19 protein-coding genes are annotated in these 19,926 nt (G+C 59.4%); 7 read left to right on the top strand and 12 right to left on the bottom strand.

Features of this window, described 5'->3' with window-relative positions; translation table 11 throughout:
- Nucleotides 1–872: 872 nt before the first annotated feature.
- The gene (locus ASC96_RS08835; RefSeq protein ID WP_060502648.1) at nt 873–1,598 is read right to left on the bottom strand and encodes a beta-ketoacyl-ACP reductase; all 726 of its coding nucleotides are present in this window, start codon (nt 1,596–1,598) and stop codon (nt 873–875) included.
- Nucleotides 1,599–1,721: 123 nt separating this feature from the next.
- Complete coding sequence (locus tag ASC96_RS08830; protein ID WP_060502647.1) at nt 1,722–2,903, bottom strand: acetyl-CoA C-acetyltransferase; 1,182 nt, start codon at nt 2,901–2,903, stop codon at nt 1,722–1,724.
- A gap of 222 nt (nt 2,904–3,125) precedes the next feature.
- Here ASC96_RS08830 and phaR point away from each other — a divergent pair, with 222 nt between their 5' ends.
- Complete coding sequence (gene phaR, locus ASC96_RS08825; RefSeq protein WP_037097124.1) at nt 3,126–3,707, top strand: polyhydroxyalkanoate synthesis repressor PhaR; 582 nt, start codon at nt 3,126–3,128, stop codon at nt 3,705–3,707.
- A 53-nt stretch (nt 3,708–3,760) separates the two neighbouring features.
- Here phaR and ASC96_RS08820 read toward each other — a convergent pair whose 3' ends face one another.
- The 4 genes from ASC96_RS08820 to mtgA all read right to left on the bottom strand — a co-directional run bounded on the left by ASC96_RS08820 (nt 3,761) and on the right by mtgA (nt 6,248).
- On the bottom strand, nt 3,761–4,168 hold the full coding sequence (locus ASC96_RS08820) for a hypothetical protein (protein WP_060502646.1): 408 nt from the start codon (nt 4,166–4,168) through the stop codon (nt 3,761–3,763).
- A gap of 232 nt (nt 4,169–4,400) precedes the next feature.
- Nucleotides 4,401–4,586 (bottom strand): 50S ribosomal protein L32, encoded by a 186-nt coding sequence (gene rpmF / locus ASC96_RS08815; protein ID WP_060502645.1) that lies wholly within the window; start codon nt 4,584–4,586, stop codon nt 4,401–4,403.
- A gap of 159 nt (nt 4,587–4,745) precedes the next feature.
- Complete coding sequence (locus ASC96_RS08810; RefSeq protein WP_060502644.1) at nt 4,746–5,393, bottom strand: glutathione S-transferase family protein; 648 nt, start codon at nt 5,391–5,393, stop codon at nt 4,746–4,748.
- A 78-nt stretch (nt 5,394–5,471) separates the two neighbouring features.
- Nucleotides 5,472–6,248, bottom strand: coding sequence for a monofunctional biosynthetic peptidoglycan transglycosylase (gene mtgA / locus ASC96_RS08805; RefSeq protein WP_060502643.1), 777 nt, complete (start codon nt 6,246–6,248; stop codon nt 5,472–5,474).
- Nucleotides 6,249–6,380: 132 nt separating this feature from the next.
- Here mtgA and ASC96_RS08800 point away from each other — a divergent pair, with 132 nt between their 5' ends.
- Both ASC96_RS08800 and ASC96_RS08795 read left to right on the top strand, forming a co-directional pair.
- The gene (locus tag ASC96_RS08800; protein WP_060502642.1) at nt 6,381–7,289 is read left to right on the top strand and encodes a polyprenyl synthetase family protein; all 909 of its coding nucleotides are present in this window, start codon (nt 6,381–6,383) and stop codon (nt 7,287–7,289) included.
- Nucleotides 7,290–7,456: 167 nt separating this feature from the next.
- Nucleotides 7,457–8,095: a LysE family translocator gene (locus tag ASC96_RS08795; RefSeq protein ID WP_060502641.1), complete on the top strand. Its 639-nt coding sequence runs from the start codon at nt 7,457–7,459 to the stop codon at nt 8,093–8,095.
- A gap of 1 nt (nt 8,096) precedes the next feature.
- Here the strand turns inward: ASC96_RS08795 and ispG are convergent, their stop codons facing one another.
- The 4 genes from ispG to ASC96_RS08775 form a co-directional block, all read right to left on the bottom strand.
- Nucleotides 8,097–9,350 carry a flavodoxin-dependent (E)-4-hydroxy-3-methylbut-2-enyl-diphosphate synthase gene (ispG, locus tag ASC96_RS08790; RefSeq protein ID WP_037097109.1) on the bottom strand — a complete coding sequence of 418 codons (1,254 nt, stop codon included), beginning with the start codon at nt 9,348–9,350 and terminating at the stop codon, nt 8,097–8,099.
- A 265-nt stretch (nt 9,351–9,615) separates the two neighbouring features.
- Complete coding sequence (locus ASC96_RS08785; RefSeq protein WP_060502640.1) at nt 9,616–10,809, bottom strand: MFS transporter; 1,194 nt, start codon at nt 10,807–10,809, stop codon at nt 9,616–9,618.
- Nucleotides 10,810–10,839: 30 nt separating this feature from the next.
- Nucleotides 10,840–11,223, bottom strand: coding sequence for a VOC family protein (locus ASC96_RS08780; protein ID WP_060502639.1), 384 nt, complete (start codon nt 11,221–11,223; stop codon nt 10,840–10,842).
- Nucleotides 11,220–12,002, bottom strand: a complete 783-nt coding sequence (locus ASC96_RS08775) for a DeoR/GlpR family DNA-binding transcription regulator (RefSeq protein WP_060502638.1) — start codon at nt 12,000–12,002, stop codon at nt 11,220–11,222. Before ASC96_RS08775 ends, ASC96_RS08780 begins: the two co-directional genes overlap by 4 nt.
- 307 nt (nt 12,003–12,309) lie before the next feature.
- Between ASC96_RS08775 and ASC96_RS08770 the strand changes: the two genes are divergently transcribed.
- The 3 genes from ASC96_RS08770 to ASC96_RS08760 all read left to right on the top strand — a co-directional run bounded on the left by ASC96_RS08770 (nt 12,310) and on the right by ASC96_RS08760 (nt 14,633).
- Nucleotides 12,310–13,086 (top strand): amino acid ABC transporter substrate-binding protein, encoded by a 777-nt coding sequence (locus ASC96_RS08770; RefSeq protein ID WP_060502637.1) that lies wholly within the window; start codon nt 12,310–12,312, stop codon nt 13,084–13,086.
- Between the two features lie 108 nt (nt 13,087–13,194).
- A complete protein-coding gene (locus tag ASC96_RS08765) occupies nt 13,195–13,875 on the top strand; it encodes an amino acid ABC transporter permease (protein WP_060502636.1) in 681 nt (226 codons plus the stop codon).
- On the top strand, nt 13,872–14,633 hold the full coding sequence (locus ASC96_RS08760; protein WP_060502635.1) for an amino acid ABC transporter ATP-binding protein: 762 nt from the start codon (nt 13,872–13,874) through the stop codon (nt 14,631–14,633). Before ASC96_RS08765 ends, ASC96_RS08760 begins: the two co-directional genes overlap by 4 nt.
- Before the next feature lie 83 nt (nt 14,634–14,716).
- Here ASC96_RS08760 and ASC96_RS08755 read toward each other — a convergent pair whose 3' ends face one another.
- Nucleotides 14,717–15,625, bottom strand: a complete 909-nt coding sequence (locus ASC96_RS08755) for a DMT family transporter (protein WP_060502634.1) — start codon at nt 15,623–15,625, stop codon at nt 14,717–14,719.
- A 79-nt stretch (nt 15,626–15,704) separates the two neighbouring features.
- On the opposite strand from ASC96_RS08755, the gene ASC96_RS08750 reads away from it, so the two are divergent.
- Entirely contained in the window at nt 15,705–16,391 is a 687-nt protein-coding gene (locus ASC96_RS08750) for a YafY family protein (RefSeq protein WP_060502633.1), read from the top strand.
- A 74-nt stretch (nt 16,392–16,465) separates the two neighbouring features.
- Here ASC96_RS08750 and pyc read toward each other — a convergent pair whose 3' ends face one another.
- Entirely contained in the window at nt 16,466–19,924 is a 3,459-nt protein-coding gene (gene pyc, locus ASC96_RS08745) for a pyruvate carboxylase (protein WP_060502632.1), read from the bottom strand.
- Nucleotides 19,925–19,926: the final 2 nt, after the last annotated feature.

Raw genomic sequence — 19,926 nt, 5'->3', positions numbered from 1 at the left:
GGCCATTCACGGCGTTTCAAAGCCGTTTCAACCGGCGCAGAACACATGCCCACGCGAAAGCACAAACGCAAGGGGCGAGCGGTCATGAAACATGCAAATGGGACATTTGGCCTATATTTCCACCCTCATTCTCCGGATTCTGGAACACTGGTGGAACGAATCAGCGACGAAACGCAGACTCGCCGAGATTCAGGGTTTGTTCACCGCTACATGTTGCATTCATGAGCCAGATTCACACCAGATGCTGAATCACGATTTTCGGAGCCGTTTTTCTTCAAAAATGAACTTTTCAAACCGCAAGCGATAGCAGGGTGATTTTGAGATTCAGAATCCAAATAGCTGAATTGAAAGGAAAGTTTAACCACAAACCGCGAGGTCAGAAATACCCCCTAAATATTAGTAGTAAATGAAATTTGATCAGGAACAAAACAAATACAAATTGCGACGCAGCCGTTTTGTACGCCACTTTATACAGCTTATGGCAGTAGAAATGCCCTTTGCGACGATAGCGGGATCACATTCTTTCGCCAGATTCCGATCCAGGCCAAAACGCGTAGTGGCCACCCTTGCGCCGCGCAAATGGAGATAATCTTCAGAAGCGGGATGTTGCCTGCAAGACGGTGTTGAGGCTCATTTCCGCTGCGGCCGTTAACACATCAACCAAAGCAAGAACGAATCGGAGACGAATCACAGACGCAACTTGTTTCCCTGTTTGTTCACCGCAATATATTGTATAAAATCAAATTGTTAACCATACGAAACCGTGGATAACCCGCAGCACGCAGCCAACCTCGAACCTGTTGCGTTAATCTTTTCCAGCAACGCAAAACGGCGCCCGTGAAGGCGCCGCCAGCAAACAGGAACCAACTTGGTCAGACGAAGAACTGCCCGCCATTGGCCGAAATCGTTGATCCGGTGATGAAACCGGCATCATCGGATGCCAGGAATACCACGATCCGGGCGATTTCATCGGGTTCGCCAAGGCGGCCGACGGGGATTTGCGGGATGATGCGCTCATTCAGCACCTTCTCCGGGATCGCCCGGACCATCTCAGTGCCAATGTAGCCGGGGCAGACGGCGTTGACGGTGATACCCTTGGCAGCGCCCTCCTGAGCCAACGCCTTGGTGAAGCCGAGGTCACCCGCCTTGGCGGCTGAATAGTTGACCTGCCCCATCTGGCCTTTCTGACCATTGATCGAGGAGATGTTGATCACGCGGCCGAAATTGCGGTCACGCATGCCGGTCCAGATGGGATGGGTCATGTTGAAAATGCCCGTGAGGTTGGTATCGATAACCGCGCTCCAGCTTTCCGGCGTCATCTTGTGGAACATGGCGTCCCGGGTGATGCCCGCATTGTTGACCAGCACTTCCACGGGGCCGAGTTCATCCACCACCCGGGCAATTCCCTTGGTGCACTCGGCGTAATCGGAAACGTCCCATTTAAAGGTCGGAATGCCGGTGACTTCGGTGAAAGCCTTGGCCTTCTCGTCATTGCCGGCGTAGTTCGCAGCGACCTTGTATCCGGCCGTCTTCAAGGCGATGGATATCGCGGCGCCAATACCGCGTGAACCACCGGTAACCAATGCTACTCTGCTCATCGTCTCTCCCCCGTTTTCGTTTTGTCTTCACGCTTACGGTTTGCACCGTAACGCAGCTTTCCGGTTCTTGCCGTGGAGTTTGTCCCGGCCCGTGAGCCGGAACGCTCGACTAGCGGGTGATGATCACAGCCGTTCGACACACATGGCGACACCCATGCCGCCACCGATGCACAGCGTTGCCAGCCCCTTGGAGACGCCACGGCGCTTCATTTCGAACAGCAGCGTATTCAACACGCGAGCGCCGGAAGCTCCGATCGGATGCCCGATGGCAATCGCGCCACCGTTGACGTTGACGATCGAGGGATCCCAGCCAAGATCCTTGTTGACGGCGCAGGCCTGGGCCGCAAACGCCTCGTTGGCCTCCACGAGTTCAAGATCGGCAACCGACCAACCAGCCTTTTCCAGCGCCTTGCGCGAAGCCGGGATCGGGCCTGTGCCCATGATCTGCGGATCGACACCGGCCGTTGCCCAGGAAACGATGCGGGCAAGCGGCTGGATGCCGCGGCGTCCGGCTTCGGCTTCGGTCATCAAAAGGGTTGCGGCCGCACCATCATTCAGGCCGGAAGCGTTGGCGGCAGTAACCGTGCCTTCCTTGTCGAAGGCGGGGCGCAATTTCGCCATCGAATCCAGCGTTGCGCCGTGGCGGATATATTCGTCCTGATCGACGGTGACGTCGCCCTTGCGGCCCTTGACGATGAAGGGAATGATCTCATCGGCAAAACGTCCGGCCTTCTGCGCCGCTTCCGCCTTGTTCTGCGATCCCAGTGCAAAAAGGTCCTGATCTTCACGCGACAGCTGCCACTTCTTGGCGACGTTCTCGGCGGTCGTGCCCATGTGGTAGCCATAGAAGGCGTCGGTCAGGCCATCCTTGATCATGGTATCGACCATCTTGAAATCGCCCATCTTCACGCCGCCGCGCAGGTGCGCGCAATGCGGCGCCATCGACATGGATTCCATGCCGCCGGCAACGATGATCTTTGCGTCTCCGGTTGCAAGCTGTTGCATGCCGAGCGCGACAGCGCGCAAACCCGAGCCGCAGAGCTGGTTCATGCCCCAGGCCGTCGCTTCCTGCGGAATACCGGCCTTCATCGCCGCCTGGCGGGCGGGGTTCTGGCCCTCTCCGGCCGACAGGACCTGGCCGAGGATGACTTCATCGACTTCGGCTGCCGCGACGCCGGCGCGCTCCAGCACCCCCTTGATGACCGCGGCACCAAGCTCATGGGCCGGAGTGTTGGCAAAGGAGCCGTTGAACGATCCAACTGCGGTTCGGCCCGCACTGGCGATGACGATGGAGGGAGTGCTCATCAGATGTTTCCTCGTTCTTTTCTCGCAATTGCTAAAGACTGGCAAAGGACGTGGCGCAAGTCAAACGCCTTGATGCAGCGCGGCGCGTTTCGTTTCCCAATCGGATCACGAGGCAAAATTTTGCACCTGCGTCCACGCAACGCACAAAGAGATTGTCAGAACCGGTTTTTTACGGGTACTCTGAAAAACATAATAAAGACGGGAGCATGGGAGGAGACCCATATGGCTAAACACGACGGTCAGATCGTAATCAAAAAATATGCCAACCGGAGGCTCTACAATACCGGAACGAGCACCTATGTGACGCTCGACGATCTCGCGGTGATGGTGAAAAAGGGAGAGGAATTCACTGTCCAGGACGCGAAGTCAGGCGATGACATCACCCATTCGGTGCTGACACAGATCATTTTCGAGCAGGAATCCAAGACGGGCAACACGCTTTTGCCGATCTCGTTCCTGCGCCAGTTGATCTCGTTTTATGGCGACCAGATGCAGATGGTGGTGCCGAGCTATCTCGAGCATTCGATGCAGGCATTTACCGACCAGCAATCGCAGATGCGCGAACAGATCAACAAGGCTTTTGGCGATACGCCGCTCGGCAAGAATCTGGCCGTGCCGATGCAATTGGTGGAAGAACAGGTCAAGCGCAATACCGACCTTTTCCATCAGGCCATGCAGATGTTTTCGCCCTTCATGGCAGCAGCGCCCGCCGCGAAGGAACCGCGCAAGGCGGAAGCCAAGGACATCGATGAGCTGAAGGAACAATTACGCGCCCTGCAGACGAAGCTGGAAAATCTCGGCTGACACCTTATGCCGCACGCCGCATCCGGCGGCTTGCGGCGCCGCCTGGAGCTTTATCAAAGGCCGATCGAAACATCCCGTCCTGCCGTGCGCATCGACACGGAGAAGCCGGCAATGACATCGATGAAGCTGATCGTCATCAGGATGAAGAAGACGTGGGTCGCGGCATTGGCGACCAGCAGGAACTCCACCAGAAAGACGATAAACAGAACCATCGAGAGCAGATGATCCATCAGCGCCTTGGAGCTGATGCGGGTTGCCTTGAGGATTTCGACGAAGAGCAGAACAAGCGCAATGACGATCATCAGATCGCCCATGCTCATCGTCCAGACGGCACCGGACAGCATCGTCATCGAGAAAACCGTGTTTTCGAAAACTGCGACACCGCCGCTTCCAAGCACGCCCATCATTCCAAGATTGTAGAGAATGAACGGCAGGATCAGTAACGGAACGGCGGCAATCATCAGCAATGGCTCCCAGTTTCTCGCGCCTGCCTCTCAAGGCGAAGCGTCGATCGATATGTGCCTTACAGCGCAGCAAGCGTCAAGAAAACGGCCACGGCTGGCGGATAGCGCAGGGATTTGGGAAAACTATGGCGGTGGAAGGGGAAAACGCCCCGCGCCACTCCCCGGCGGACAACGGAAAAAGGGCCGGCAAAAGCCAGCCCCTTCAATCACAGCCTGACGGCGCCGCTGATTAAGCGGAAGCCTTCGGGGTCAGAACCTGACGGCCGCGGTACATGCCTGTCTTCAGGTCGATGTGGTGCGGGCGGCGCAGTTCGCCGGAGTTCTTGTCTTCGACGTAGGTCGGGGTCTTCAGCGCGTCAGCGGAACGGCGCATACCGCGCTTGGACGGGCTTGTTTTTCTTTTAGGTACAGCCATTTCATACTCCACTTATCGGGCAAAACTCTGTTGATCGACCAGACCTTTGGCCGGGACAAACAGATGTCAATCTCGGAATTTGCCGGGCTTATACATGCCCAACAGGCGTTTGACCAGTCCCCACAGCTATTTTTTCGCTATGCCGGGCCTATGCCAGGATCAGGCCTCATCTTCCGATACGACCCAGGTTTCCTTCAGCGCCGCATCCTGCCACTTCTGGAAGGCCGGATGGGTCTTTACCGCATCCATATATTCGAGCGACACCGGATTGCGCGTAAGGTCGTAAACTTCGAAACGATTGACCACCGGCGCAAACATGGCGTCGGCTGCGGTAAAGCGGCCGAACAGGAAGGGGCCGCCGGAACGGGCCACCGCCTCGCGCCAGATCGTCTCGATCCGTTCGACATCCTTCAACACGCCATCCGGCAGAGCGATCGCCCGCTTTTCGCGGCGCATGTTCATCGGGCAGGCATTCCGCAAGGCCCCAAAGCCGGCGAGCATCTCCATCGAATAGCTGCGGGCAGCGGCACGTTCGGCTGGATCCACGGGCCAGAGTCCGGCATCCGGGAACAGCTCGGCTGCATACTCGATGATCGCCAGCGATTCCCAGACGCGAATATCACCATGATGCAGGACGGGGACGCGGCCTGTCGGTGAAATTTCCTTGAATTTCGGGTTTCCGGCCGGAAAGTCGAACGGAATGACGACATCCTCGAACGGCACGCCGCATGCTTCCAGCGCGAGCCACGGCCGGAGCGACCAGGAGGAATAGTTCTTGTTCCCAACATAGAGCGTGAGTTTGGTCATCGGTCTTCTCCGATCCAGGTAAACTAAGACTCGCTATAGACGACACCGTACCATCACAGCCAATGAAAAGACCTGATCTCACTCATAAAGGCATTTGATATATTCGCCGGACCGGCTGGCGCGGCGCTCGATGAGCGAGGCCAGACTGCGCAATCCACGGCCGGGTTTGCCGGCGTTCCGCTCGATCGGATTTGGCAGGGATACGGCGAGAAGTGCGGCCTGCCGCCGGGTCAGCTTGGCGGCGGGAACGCCGAAATGGTGCCTTGCCGCTGCTTCGGCGCCATAGATGCCAGGCCCCCACTCGGCGACATTGAGATAGAGTTCCATCATCCGCTCTTTGCTCCAGACGAAATCTGCCGCAAGCGCCAAAGGCAGCTCCATGCCCTTGCGGATGAACGAGCGGCCATTCCACAGGAAGAGGTTCTTGGCCGTCTGCATCGGGATCGTCGAGGCGCCACGCGTGGATTCGCCCTCCAGAGCATCCGTGACGACGCCGCGCATCTGCACCCAGTCAACGCCATCATGAATACAGAACTGGCCATCTTCCGACATCATCACCGACCGGACCAGATTGGGCGATATATCCTCGAAGGCGACCCACTGGCGGTCATAACCGCGGAGAAGCACGAGATCGCGCAACATCAGTGTTGAAATCGGATGGATGAAGCTCGGCGCGTAGAGGATGATCAGGACATAGGGCAACAGCACGAAGGCAACCGCGATCAATGCGATCTGCCGCCAGCGCCGCCGCAAGGCCTGACCCCATCCTCGCGAACGGCTGGAAGACACGTCCTCTTCCTCCCCCCGAGTTTCCGGTACGATGTCCACGCCTGAAACGCCCGCCTGATAATCCATCCAATTTTCATAGAGCAAGCACGGCTAAATTTGAATGGTTTTCTCGGCATTACACAGCAAGCCGCGCCTGCGGCTGCCGATATGGTAAAATCCCGTTGCCAGTGGGCGCACAGTCATGGCAAACAGCGCCGCATGAGCGAGACATCCTTCGAAATCCGCCTGAAGAGCAACGCCGCAGACATCGAGGCCTGCCTGACCGGCATTCTCGGCGAAAAACCGCAGGCAGACGAAATTACACGGCCGGCACCCCTCCTTGCTGCGATGCGCCACGGGGTCTTGAACGGCGGCAAGCGCCTGCGCCCATTCCTGGTCATAGAAAGCACCGCCTTTCTCGGTGGCGACCGGCAAGCGGCCCTGCGCGTCGGCGCAGCGCTTGAATGTGTCCACAGCTACTCACTTGTGCATGACGATCTCCCGGCCATGGACGACGACGACGTCCGCCGCGGCCAGCCGACCGTGCATATCGCCTATGGCGAAGCCAATGCGATCCTGGCCGGCGACAGCCTTCTGACACTCGCCTTCGACATCATCGCCGCCCCGGAGACCAACCTTCCCGATCGGCAGAAGACCGAGCTGGTGCTGGCGCTGGCGCGCGCCTCCGGCGTCGGCGGCATGGCCGGTGGACAAGTATTGGATCTGGCAGCCGAGACATCAGAACCGGACGAAGCGGCCATCGTCAGACTACAGGCGATGAAGACCGGAGCACTGATCCGCTTTGCCTGCGAAGCCGGCGCCATCATCGCCGGGGGCAGTGCCGATGAACGCTGGTTGATGCGAACTTATGGCGAAACCGTTGGTCTCGCGTTCCAGCTTGCCGACGATCTGCTGGATCTGACGGCGGATGCGGAGACCATGGGCAAGGCGACCGGCAAGGATGCGGCCCGGGGCAAGGGCACGCTGGTTTCGCTGCGCGGTCAGGCTTGGGCGGAAACCCGGTTGGCAGCGCTGGTCGCAGACGCTGCCGTCCTGCTTGAGCCATTCGGCACGCGCGCCGATATTCTCAACGAGACCGCCCGTTTCATCGCAAATCGCAACCACTGAACGGCCAAACGGTTCTGAGGGGCGGATGAGGTACAGGTGTAGCCAGACACCCCGCCCGCTCCGCCCGCCAAAATTGTCACCGCAACAAGAATGCGCATTCTCTTTCCATTCGTGACCGGCATGATGGCGGCCTGCCGCGCTTGAAAGCACCGCACCGGAGATTGCGCATGTCAAACCTTATGCCCTACCTGCCGCAACTGATGGTCGCCTGGGGCGCCTATATCATCGCCACCGCTTCGCCCGGACCTGCGATCGTGGCGATCATCTCCACCTCGATCAGCCGCGGCCGCGCCGGCGGACTGGCGCTGGCGGCGGGCGTTCTCACGGGCTCCTACACCTGGGCGATGCTGGCGGCTGCTGGGCTATCGGCCCTGATCCGCACATATGGCAACGCGCTCTTCATCCTGAAGATCGCGGGCGGGCTTTATCTGCTCTGGCTGGCGCTCAAGGCACTAAAAGCGGCGATGCGGAAAGAAACCGAAGCATCAGTACTGCTCGAAAAGCAGCCACCCTCGCTTCACCGCCTTTACCTCAAGGGCCTTGGCATCCACCTGACCAATCCAAAGGCGATCTTTTCCTGGCTGACGCTGGTTTCGCTCGGCACGCCGCAAGATGCGCCGCAGGTCATGCCGATCCTGATCGGCGGCTGCATGCTGCTCGGCGTCATCATCTTCATGGGGTTTGCATTGCTGTTTTCGATCGAGCCCGTGCACCGCGGCTACAAGAAGTCCCGCCGCTGGATAGAAGGTGCCATGGCCGGCTTTTTCGCCTTCGCCGGCCTGAAGCTGCTGACGGTAAAACTATAGCCTATTCGGCTGCAGCCTGACCCTGACCGAAACGCTTCTCGATATATTCACCGACAAGCGTCTCGAAATCACCGGCGATATTGGTGCCGCGGATCGTCAGCGCCTTCTTGCCATCGATATAGACGGGCGCGGCTGGAAGTTCGCCGGTACCGGGCAGCGAGATGCCGATATCGGCATGCTTGCTTTCACCTGGGCCATTGACGATGCAGCCCATGACCGCGACCTTCAGGCCTTCGACGCCCGGATATTTTTCACGCCAGACCGGCATGTTGCGGCGGATATCGCCCTCGATCTTCTGCGCCAGCTCCTGGAACACCGTCGAGGTGGTGCGTCCGCAGCCCGGACAGGCGGCAACGACCGGAATGAACTGGCGAAAGCCCATGACCTGCAGCAATTCCTGCGCCACCTGCACCTCACGGGTGCGGTCGCCGCCGGGCTCCGGCGTCAGAGAGATGCGGATCGTATCACCGATGCCCTGCTGCATGAGAATGCCCAGTGACGCAGCAGACGAAACGATGCCCTTCGAGCCCATTCCCGCTTCCGTCAGGCCCAAATGCAGAGCATGGTTGGAACGGGTCGACAACATCGCATAGCAGGCGATCAAATCCTGCACATTCGACACCTTGGCCGACAGGATGATGCGATTGCGCGGCAGGCCGATCTCCTCGGCAAGCTCTGCCGAAATCAGCGCCGACTGCACGATGGTCTCGCGCATCACCTGCTGGGCTGTCAGCGGAAAGCCGTTGGCCTGATTGTCGTCCATCATCTTGGTCAGGAGCTCCTGATCCAGCGATCCCCAGTTGACGCCGATACGGACCGGCTTGTCGAACTGGATGGCGCGCTCGATGATGTCGGCGAACTGTTTATCTTTCTTGGCCTTGAAGCCGACGTTGCCGGGATTGATGCGGTACTTTGCCAAGGCTTCGGCGCAGGCCGGATGGTCAGCCAGAAGCTTGTGGCCGATATAGTGGAAATCGCCAATCAGCGGCACATCGAGGCCAAGACGCTCGAGGCGCTCGCGAATCTTCGGCACGGCGGCAGCGCTTTCGTCGCGATCGACCGTGATGCGCACCAGTTCGGAACCGGCCCTGTGAAGAGCGGCGACCTGGGCAACGGTCGCATCGATATCCGCCGTATCGGTATTGGTCATCGACTGGACGACCACGGGCGCCGAGCCCCCGACGATCACCCCGCCAACATCGACGGCAACGGAGGCCCTGCGGGGTTGCGGTTCATAATCGAAGGCGGAAGACATGAAAGCCCCTTGCACGTGCTGTTGCGGCGACTTTCCCTGAGGTGGATGAGGAAAGCCGCCTTGTCAACGGCAACATCATTCATTGACGGCGATTTGATGTCTGCCATTGCCGATCGGTTCGTCCCAAGGCCCCCTCACCCTAACCCTCTCCCCGCGGGCGGGGAGAGGGGATGACGGAGTTTGCCGCAAGTCCCTTCTCCCCGTCCAGCGGGGAGAAGGTGGTCGACAGGCCGGATGAGGGGCCATTGCAAAGGCCAATCATCATTCAATCGTGCCCCTTCGGGTCGGCATGCACCGCATGATGCGAGAGCGCCAGAACGACGATGAACAGAATCGGCACGCAGGTGAAGATGATCGAGAAGCCTGTGTGCTCGGCAACAAAGCCGATCAGCGACGGGGCAAACAGCATTCCGGAATAGCCCATGAAGGTGGCGACCGACAAACCGATGCCCGGCGCCAGGCCCGGCATATTACCCGCAGCGGAAAACGCGATCGGCACCATGTTGGAAATACCGACACCGGCGAGCGCGAAGCCGAGGATGGCCAGCGGCGCATTGGGTGCCAGACCAGCAAGCATGAGCCCGACCAGCGCCGTCAGGGTGCAGACGCGCAGGGTTTTCACACCACCGAACCGGTCGCGGACATGGTCACCGGCAAAGCGCATGATCGCCATCGTCGCCGAGAAGGCCGCAAAACCAAAACCTGACATCGCAACCGATGCGCCAAGCTCATTGCGCAGATAGAGTGCGCCCCAATCGAGCACCGTGCCTTCCGGCACCATGGAAAACAGGGCCACCAGACCGATCAGCCAGGGCAGCGGGTTGGACGGCAGCCGCAGCTTCTGCTTGGCGGTATCGGGGTGTGGTTGATCAGCCAGGATCATCGGCCAGGCAACCGCCAGCACCGAAAGGCAGACCAGCGTGACGAGGATGGCATGCACATAGACGCCGAAATGCGCCATGATCAGGCCGCCACTCGCAGCGCCGATCAGGCCCCCGAGGCTCCAATAGGCATGGCAGGACGACATGATCGCCCGGCGCATCGACTTTTCCACTTCGACCGCATTGGCATTCATCGCCACGTCCATGGCGCCGACGAAACCGCCGAGCAGAAGCATGCCGAAAACAGCCGTCCAGACATTGGGAAGAAGCGTAAGGAGCAGAAGCAGCGGCGACAGAATGATCGCCGTCACCCTCACCACCTTCTGCGACCCCATCCGGGCGATGAAGCCACCGGCAATCGGCATCAATATCAACGAACCGATGCCGAAGGCGAGAATCAGCAGACCAAGCACGCTTTCGCTGATGCCGAGCTTTTCCTTGAATTCCGGGATTTTGGGCGCCCAGCTGCCGGTGACGAAACCGTTCATCAGGAAGAGCAGCGAGACGGCGAGGCGGCTCTTTGGCATGTAGCCTTGCCGGACGGCAGCCTGCGGCGATTTGGTAGTGTGTTGATCCATGGTCTCTTCCTGTAGAATTCAGTACCGGCGTCAGGCCGTGATTTCGATGGGATTGCCGTCGGGGTCGCTGAGGACGGCCTCGTAAAAGCCGTCGCCCGTCATGCGGGCCGGTGACAGAAGGATGCCGGATGCCGCCGCTTTCGTTGCCAAGGCATCGACAGCCTCGCGGCTGCCGAGAGACAGGGCCAGATGCGCGTAGCCTTGGCGCTCGCCTTGCTCCTCCTCGCCGTTGATCCAGGGCCCTTGCATCAATTCGATCGACGGCCCGTCCTTCAGATACAGAAATCGTGACGAGAAACCGGGGCGCCTTGCACTTTGATAGAGATCGCCAACTGTGGCGCCGAAGATTTCGGCCCAGAAGCGGCAGAGACGATGAAGGTCAGCGGTCCAGAGTGCGACATGGGCAATCCTCATGCTTTTGTTCCTCCTGCGTAAACGACTTTGATGCCTTGGCCCGCGTAAAGATCGGCGGCTTTTCGAACTGCATCATGCTCGACGATCAGCGTCGTGCATTCCTGCGCCGTAATGACCGCGTGTGGGGCAGAGGTGCCCAGCTTATCGTTGGTCACTGCCGCCAGAACCGCAGCACTGTTGCGGGCGACAAGTCGCTTGAATTCCGCATCCTCATACTCAATGGCCGTCAGTCCGGCATCAAGATCGACGCCGCAAACCCCGAGAATGCAGAGATCGGGCCGCAGCACGGAAACATCACGCTGTGCCTTGGCACCGATGGCAGCCCCGACCAGCCGGTCGATCTTGCCGCCGATCAAGATGATATCGATGTCCGGATTTTCCATGAGCGCAGACGCGATCAGCGGCGTATTGGTGACCGCCGTCAGTTCCAGACCAGCGGGAATCGCCTGTGCGATCGCGAGATTGGTCGAACTCGCGTCAAAGAAGACAGTCATACCGGCTTTGATAAAAGGAACGGCGGCGGCGGCAAGCGCCGCCTTGCGCTCGGGCGCTTCGCTGACACGCTGGGACAGCGTCGTGCCTCCAGGCACGAACGGCAACGCGCCGCCATAGACCCGCTCGCACAGGCCGGCAGCTGCCAGTTCGCGCAGATCCCTGCGGATCGTATCCTCGGAAACGTTGAATTCTTGCGCCAGATCAACCGCCAACACGCGGCCGGACAGCCGCAGGCGATCCTGAATCAGGCTTTGCCTCTGTCGTAAAAGAAGGTCTGTTTGCATGGCAAATTCAAATCACGCATGAATGAGTGCAAATCGGCATAAACGTGCATAATCCTCTTTTAGTGGTTTTTCAATCGATTTATGTGACGAATGTCGGAAATAGCAGCGGCGCCGCCGTAAAAAGTAGCACTCCGCCTTGATTTTAGCCGTCCGGCGCCAATTTTGGGTTGAAACGGCCTGAATTTGAGAAAAACCTTTCGCTCTTGCAGCGCACAATGAAGTTTTGTGTGCTGTCATGCGTCGGGCGGTATGCGATTGTCCCCTTCACACCGGCAGACGGGCCGGACCAAAAAGATGGAAAAACAAAATGAAATGGGTTCCCACACTTCTCGCCGCTGCTGCCTTCGCCCAGCTGGTTTCGTTCGGTACCGCTCACGCCGGTGAAAACCTCGAAGCCGTCAAGTCGGCTGGCGCGCTGAAGATCGGCACGGAAGGCACCTACGCTCCGTTCACCTATCATGACGAAAGCGGCAAGCTCGTCGGCTTCGACGTCGAAATCGGCGAAGCGGTCGCCAAGAAGCTGGGCGTCAAGGCCGAATTCCTCGAAGGCAAGTGGGACGGGCTGATCGCCGGCCTCGACGCCAACCGCTACGACGCCGTCATCAACCAGGTCGGCATCACCGAAGAGCGCAAGAAGAAGTACGACTTCTCCGAGCCCTATATCGCCTCCAAGGCCGTTTTGATCGTCAAGTCGGATAATGCCGACATCAAGGATTTCCCAGACCTGAAGGGCAAGAACGCGGCTCAGTCGCTGACCAGCAATTTCGGCAAGCTGGCAACGGCTTCCGGTGCTGAACTCGTCGGCACCGACGGTTTCGACCAGTCGATCCAGCTGGTTTTGACCGGCCGCGCCGATGCGACGATCAACGACAGCCTGTCCTTTCTCGACTTCAAGAAGAAGAAGCCCGATGCGCCGGTGAAAATCGCTGCCGAGCAGGCCAATGCCGACTATTCCGGCATCATCGTCCGCAAGGGCGAGCCTGAACTTCTCGAAGCCATCAACAAGGCGCTGGTCGACATCAAGGCCGATGGCACCTACGACGCCATCTCGCAGAAGTATTTCGGCGCAGACGTTTCGAAATAACCTTTAAAACGGCGCGGCGGGACAGGTTTCGCCGCGCCGTTCTGTGAACTATAAGACATGATCCGTTCCGGCATCCGGGGCGGATCATGTCGTTTGAAAGGCCCGCCCGTGCCCCCTTGGCTTCAACTGATGCTCGATTCACTCTGGCCGCTGCTACGCGCCGGGCTGATCTTCACCATTCCGCTGACACTGTTGTCGTTCACATTCGGACTGGCGCTGGGCCTATTAACTGCTGTCGTGCGGCTATTCGGCCCGCGGCCACTGGCCGCCGTAGCGCGGTTTTACGTCTGGGTCATTCGCGGTACGCCGCTGCTCGTCCAGCTCTTTGTGATTTTTTACGGGCTGCCCGCCGTCGGCATCCTGCTCGACGCCTTCCCGGCGGCCCTGATCGGCTTCACACTGAATATTGGCGCCTACACATCCGAAATTATCCGGGCGGTCATCTCGTCAGTGCCGCGCGGCCAGTGGGAGGCGGCCTATTCGATCGGCATGAGCTGGAGCCAAGCGATGCGGCGCACCATCCTGCCGCAGGCAGCACGTGTCGCCGTACCGCCTTTGTCGAATACCTTTATATCGCTGGTGAAAGATACGTCACTTGCGGCGGCGATCACGGTCCCCGAACTGTTCCAGACTGCGCAGCGCATTGTTGCCACCACCTATGAACCGTTGATCCTCTATATCGAGGCAGCCCTGCTCTATCTGGCCTTGAGCTCCGTTCTCTCCGCGCTGCAGGTCCGGCTGGAAAAACGCTTCGCCCGCTATGGCGGTTTCCTGGAGGCGCGCACATGATCGAGCTCACCCATATCGAAAAACGCTTCGGCGATAACGTCGTCCTGAAGGATATCAGCGTGCGGATTGCCGAAGGCACCGTGACTGCGCTGGTCGGCCCTTCCGGCGGCGGCAAGAGCACGATGCTGCGCTGCGTCAACCTTCTGGAAATCCCGACCGCCGGAACGATCCGGCTGGGCGAGGAAGAAATCACCTTCGAGCCGAACAGGAAGACAGGCTGGGACGCGATCCAGCGCCTGCGCCGCCAGACCGGCATGGTCTTCCAGAATTTCCAGCTTTTCCCGCATCAGACTGCCATTGAAAACGTCATGGAGGGCCTAGTCACGGTCTTGAAATGGCCGAAGGAGAAGGCAAGAGCCCGCGCACAGGAATTGCTCGAAAAGGTCGGCATGGCGCATAAGGCAGATGCCTGGCCCGCGACGCTCTCCGGTGGCCAGCAACAACGTGTTGCCATCGCCCGTGCGCTTGCCCCTTCGCCTCGTGTGCTGCTCTGCGACGAGCCGACCTCGGCGCTCGATCCGGAACTGGCGGAAGAAGTCGTCGAAGTGCTGAACCGGCTTGCAGCCGAAGGCACGACGATGATCATGGCGACCCACGACCTGCGCCTCGCCTCCAAGGTCGCCCACCAGGTCCTGTTCCTCGACGGAGGCCTGATCGTCGAGAGCGGCGCACCGAAAAACATCTTCCAGACGCCCGAACGGGATCGGACGAAAAAGTTCATCTCATCGCTGAGTGCGGGCAATAATTACGATATTTGACGATGAAATTGACGGTTTGTGTCTAACGCGCAACTCTAGCAATGCACCATTCGCTCAGCCGCAAGGGTTCAATACCGGGAGTTTTAGCGGCGGACGAAACTCTGACTTTGAGCCAGTGTCTTGCTCGCTTTGTGCTGCCGCTTCGATTTTTTCAAAACGTCAAAGATGACCGCCGCCATGACCAAGCTGCCTCCAACCCAGGTGGCCCAAGCGGGAAGCTCCCCGAAGGCCAGCCAGACCCAGAGCGGTGCGAGCGGGTTTTCCATGCTGCCTATGAGCGCGGAACGGGTTGCGGAAATCAGCCTCGTCCCGACCGTCATCAACAACAGTCCGAGCCCGAATTGGACAGTTCCGAACAGCACAAGATCAAACATGGCAGCCACCGTCACCTGCATGGGATCGGCGAATGGCAGGGCCACAAGTGCGCAGACAAAGGCAGATAGGCACGCAGCCGGAAGCATGGACACATGCCGGTTCTTGCGAATGACCACGATCATAGCTGCATACGATAGCGCCATCGCCGTCGCGAAGCCGTAGCCCGTCAGATAGCCAACGGAGGCTTGCGGATTGACAATAATCATGACGCCGACCAGCGCTGTGAGACTGGCAGCCCATGTCGTCCAGTCTTCCCGCTCCCCTGTAAAGATCAGGGCGAGCATGGCAGTCATGAACGGAATTGCGGCATGAATTGTCATGACGTCTGCTACTGGAGCCAGACGCAGCGCGTTGATGAAGCAAATCGTCGCGAGCGTGGACAGCATCATCACCCAAAGGCCGGGCGCCCCGATGGCGCGGATCGCTTCCCACAAGCCTTTCCGGTACCACCACGCAACATAAGCGCCGATGAAGAGCCCACCGAAGATTCCCCGCCAGAACAGAACAGTCCAGACATCGAGCGTAATCAATCGGGTGAAGTATCCAGACAAGCTGTAGGCAACCGCGGACCCTATAATCAGCAGCGTGCCGAGCCATTTGTTTTGATCGTCTTGCATTGTTGCCCCCTTGCGTCCGGGGCTTTGTACTCCGATGCTACTGACACCGTTTTGTCAGTGGTGTTTGGGAGGTTCATGCGTGCGCCGCGCCGATCGTCTTTTTGATATCATCCAGGCATTGCGCGGAAAGACGCAGCCCACAACAGCCTCTGCGCTGGCGCAAAAATTGGAAGTCACGACCCGAACCGTCTACCGCGACATTGCGACGTTGCAGGCACGCCGTATCCCAATCGAGGGAGAACCCGGGCTTGGATACTTCCTTCGCAAGGGGTTCGACCTCCCGCCGCTGATGTTTACGATGGAGGAGGTCGAGGCGATCACGGTTGGCGCCAACCTCGTGCATCGCATTCGCGATCCGAAACTGCAGGAAGCTGCGGAGAGTGTGCTGAACAAGCTTCAGCACACTGTACCGAAGGAGTTGCGCTCTTACCTGGCATCTCCGAGATTCTATGTATCGGAAGGGGATACAGTCCGCCCCGACGGGATCGAACTGCTCGCTGTGCGCAATGCCATCCGCACGTGCCGCAAGATCAATATCACCTATATTGACGAGCAGCAGCGCCGGTCGCGACGGACGATCTGGCCGATCGCCACGGTTTATTATGTCGATGTCACGCTGATTGCCGCATGGTGCGAGCTGCGCGAGGACTACCGGCATTTCCGCGCCGACCGCATAGCCATGTCTGAAGTGCTCGAAGAACGCTTTGCCACCGACAGCAGCGCGATGATGGCCGAATGGATGGCGAAGCGTTCGCTGAAACCTTAAGGTTCTGCGAGAAAATCTTTACCGCCGATCACGGCCGGGGTTTTACCCGGCCGTTTTGCATCGATAGGGAGGCATCAAGCCCCATAGACGATCAGAAGATCCTTGGTATCGATCTGGTCACCGGTCTTGACGAGAACTTCGGCGATCGTGCCGTCCTTTTCCGCATGCAGCGCCGTTTCCATCTTCATCGCTTCGATGGATAGCAGCACGTCGCCGGATTTGACCGCCTGTCCCGCGGATACCGAGACCGTCGAGATAACGCCCGGCATCGGCGCACCGAGATGGGCCGCATTGCCGAGATCGGCCTTGCGGCGGGCTGTGCTCGATGCCGCGCGGTTGCGGTCGGGAACCTTGATCAGGCGCGGCTGGCCGTTGATCTCGAAGAACACCTTGACCATTGCCTGCTCGTCCGGCTCGCTCATGGCCTGATGCTGGACGACCAGCGAGACGCCTTTTTCAAGCTCCGGCAGCAATTCTTCACCGGCGGTCAAACCGTAGAAATAGGCCGGTGTCGGAAGCACGCTAACCGGGCCATACGTGTCGGCGGCCAGCGCGTAGTCGGTGAAGACCTTCGGATACATCAGGTACGAAGCGAACTCGCAGTCGCTGACGGCGCGCTCCAGTTTGGTCTCGATCGCCTTGCGTTCGGCATCGAGGTCGGCGTCGGCAAGCAGCGAACCGGGACGTTCCGTATAGGGTTTTTCACCCTTCAGCGCCTTTTCCTGAAGCGCCTTCGGCCATCCGCCCGGAGGCTGACCGAGATCGCCCTTCAGCATCGACACGACCGAATCCGGGAAGGACACGTCCTTGGCCGGGTTCTTCACATCGGCAACCGTCAGATCCTGGGAGACCATCATCAGCGCCATATCGCCGACCACCTTGGATGACGGCGTTACCTTGACGATATCACCGAACATCTGGTTGGCATCGGCATAGGCCTGCGCCACCTGATGCCAGCGGGTTTCAAGACCGAGCGAGCGGGCCTGTTCCTTGAGATTGGTGAACTGGCCACCCGGCATTTCGTGCAGATAGACTTCCGATGCTGGCCCCTTGAGATCACTTTCGAACGCGGCGTACTGGTTGCGCACGGCCTCCCAGTAGAACGAGATGCGGCGGATCCATTCGGGATCGAGGCCCGGATCGCGTTCCGAGCCACGGAGGGCCTCGACGATTGAACCGAGGCAGGGCTGCGAAGTATTGCCGGAGAAAGCGTCCATCGCCGCATCGACGACATCGACACCGGCATCCACGGCAGCAAGGACGGTCGCGGCCGAGATGCCCGATGTATCATGCGTGTGGAAATGGATCGGCAAGTCGGTTGCTTCGCGCAACGCCTTGAACAGGACCGTGGCAGCAGCCGGCTTCAACAGGCCCGCCATGTCCTTCAGCGCGATCATGTGGGCGCCGGCCCGTTCAAGCTCTGCAGCCAGCGCGGTATAGTATTTCAGGTCGTACTTCGGGCGGGCGGAGTTGAGGATATCGCCGGTATAGCAGATCGCCGCCTCGCAGATCTTGTTCTCTTCCGCCACCGCATCCATCGAGACGCGCATGTTGTCGACCCAGTTCAGGCAATCGAACACGCGGAAAACGTCGATGCCGCCCCGAGCCGCCTGACGAACAAAATATTTGACGACATTGTCGGGATAGTTCTTGTAGCCGACGCCATTGGCACCGCGCAGCAGCATCTGCAGCAGCAGGTTCGGCGCATCCTCGCGCACCTTGGCAAGGCGCTCCCACGGATCTTCCGTCAGGAAGCGCATTGAAACGTCGAATGTCGCGCCGCCCCAGCATTCGAGCGAAAACAGCGTCGGCAGCGTGCGGGCATAGGTTCCGGCGATCCGGGCGATGTCATAGGTGCGCACGCGGGTGGCGAGCAGCGACTGATGGCCATCGCGCATCGTCGTATCGGTCAGGAGCACACGCTTTTCGGCGCGCACCCATTCGGCGAATTTCTTCGGCCCGAGCGCATCGAGCTTCTGCTTGGTGCCGTCAACGATCTCGCCCTGGCTGCGCGGGATGACCGGCTTTGCCGCATCGGCGCTGGGCTTCGGGCGGCCCTTGGCTTCCGGGTGGCCGTTGACGGTGACGTCAGCAAGATAGGTCAGCAGCTTGGTGGCACGGTCCTGGCGCTTGACCTGCTGGAACAGTTCCGGTGTCGTGTCGATGAACCGGGTCGTGTAGCTGTTATCCTTGAACTTCGGATGCGTGATGATCGCTTCAAGGAAGGTCAGGTTGGTGGCAACGCCGCGGATACGGAACTCGCGCAGGGCGCGGTCCATGCGGGCAATCGTCTCCTGCGGGCTCGGCGACCAGGCGGTAACCTTCACCAGCAGCGGATCGTAATAGCGGGTGATGACAGCGCCGGGATAGGCCGTACCGCCGTCGAGGCGGATGCCGAAGCCGGAGGCCGAACGGTAGCCGGTGATACGGCCATAGTCGGGAATGAAGTTCTGCTCGGGGTCTTCCGTGGTGATGCGGCACTGCAGGGCATGACCGTTGAGACGGATGTCTTCCTGTTTCGGAACGCCGGATTCCGGCGTGCCGATGGCAAAGCCTTCGAGAATATGGATCTGCGCCTTGACGATATCGATGCCGGTAACGACCTCGGTAACGGTGTGCTCGACCTGGATGCGCGGGTTGACTTCGATGAAGTAGAATTTGCCCGAGTCCATATCCATCAGATATTCGACGGTGCCGGCGCCGACATAGTTCGTCGCCTTGGCGATTTTTGTCGAATAGGACGCCAGCTCCTGCCGCTGGGCTTCACTCAGATACGGTGCCGGCGCGCGCTCGACGACTTTCTGGTTACGGCGCTGAACTGAACAGTCGCGCTCGAACAGATGCACGACATTGCCATGGGTATCGCCGAGAACCTGGCTTTCGACATGGCGCGCACGCTCGACCAGCTTTTCAAGATAGACCTCGTCCTTGCCGAAGGCGGCCATCGCCTCGCGTTTGGCTTCCGTCACCTCGCGGGCCAGATCCTTGGGATCGCGGATCGCCCGCATGCCGCGGCCGCCACCACCCCAGGAGGCCTTGAGCATGATTGGATAGCCGATCTCTTCAGCCATCTTGGCAACGGCTACCATGTCATCGGGAAGCGGGTCCGTGGCCGGCACGACCGGTACGCCGATCTCGATGGCGAGATTGCGCGCCGCCACCTTGTTGCCAAGCCGGCGCATCGTGTCCCCGGTCGGGCCGATGAAGATGATCCCGGCCGCCTTGCAGGCGTCGACAAATTCCGGGCTTTCGGACAGAAGGCCGTAGCCCGGATGAATGGCATCGGCACCGGACAGCTTGGCAACCCGGATGATTTCCTCGATCGACAGATAGCTTTCGATCGGGCCGAGATCACGGGCAAGATGCGGCCCACGCCCGACCTGATAGCTCTCGTCCGCCTTGAACCGGTGGAGCGCCAGCTTGTCCTCTTCCGCCCATATCGCAACCGTTTTTATTCCCAGTTCGTTTGCAGCGCGAAAGACGCGAATGGCAATTTCAGAACGGTTGGCGACAAGGATTTTGGAAATGGGCAAGT

The organism is Rhizobium sp. Root1204 (assembly GCF_001424965.1).
Classification (GTDB): domain Bacteria; phylum Pseudomonadota; class Alphaproteobacteria; order Rhizobiales; family Rhizobiaceae; genus Pararhizobium.
Note: the sequence above shows the minus strand (reverse complement) of the source record. Positions and strands in the feature narration are given on the sequence as shown.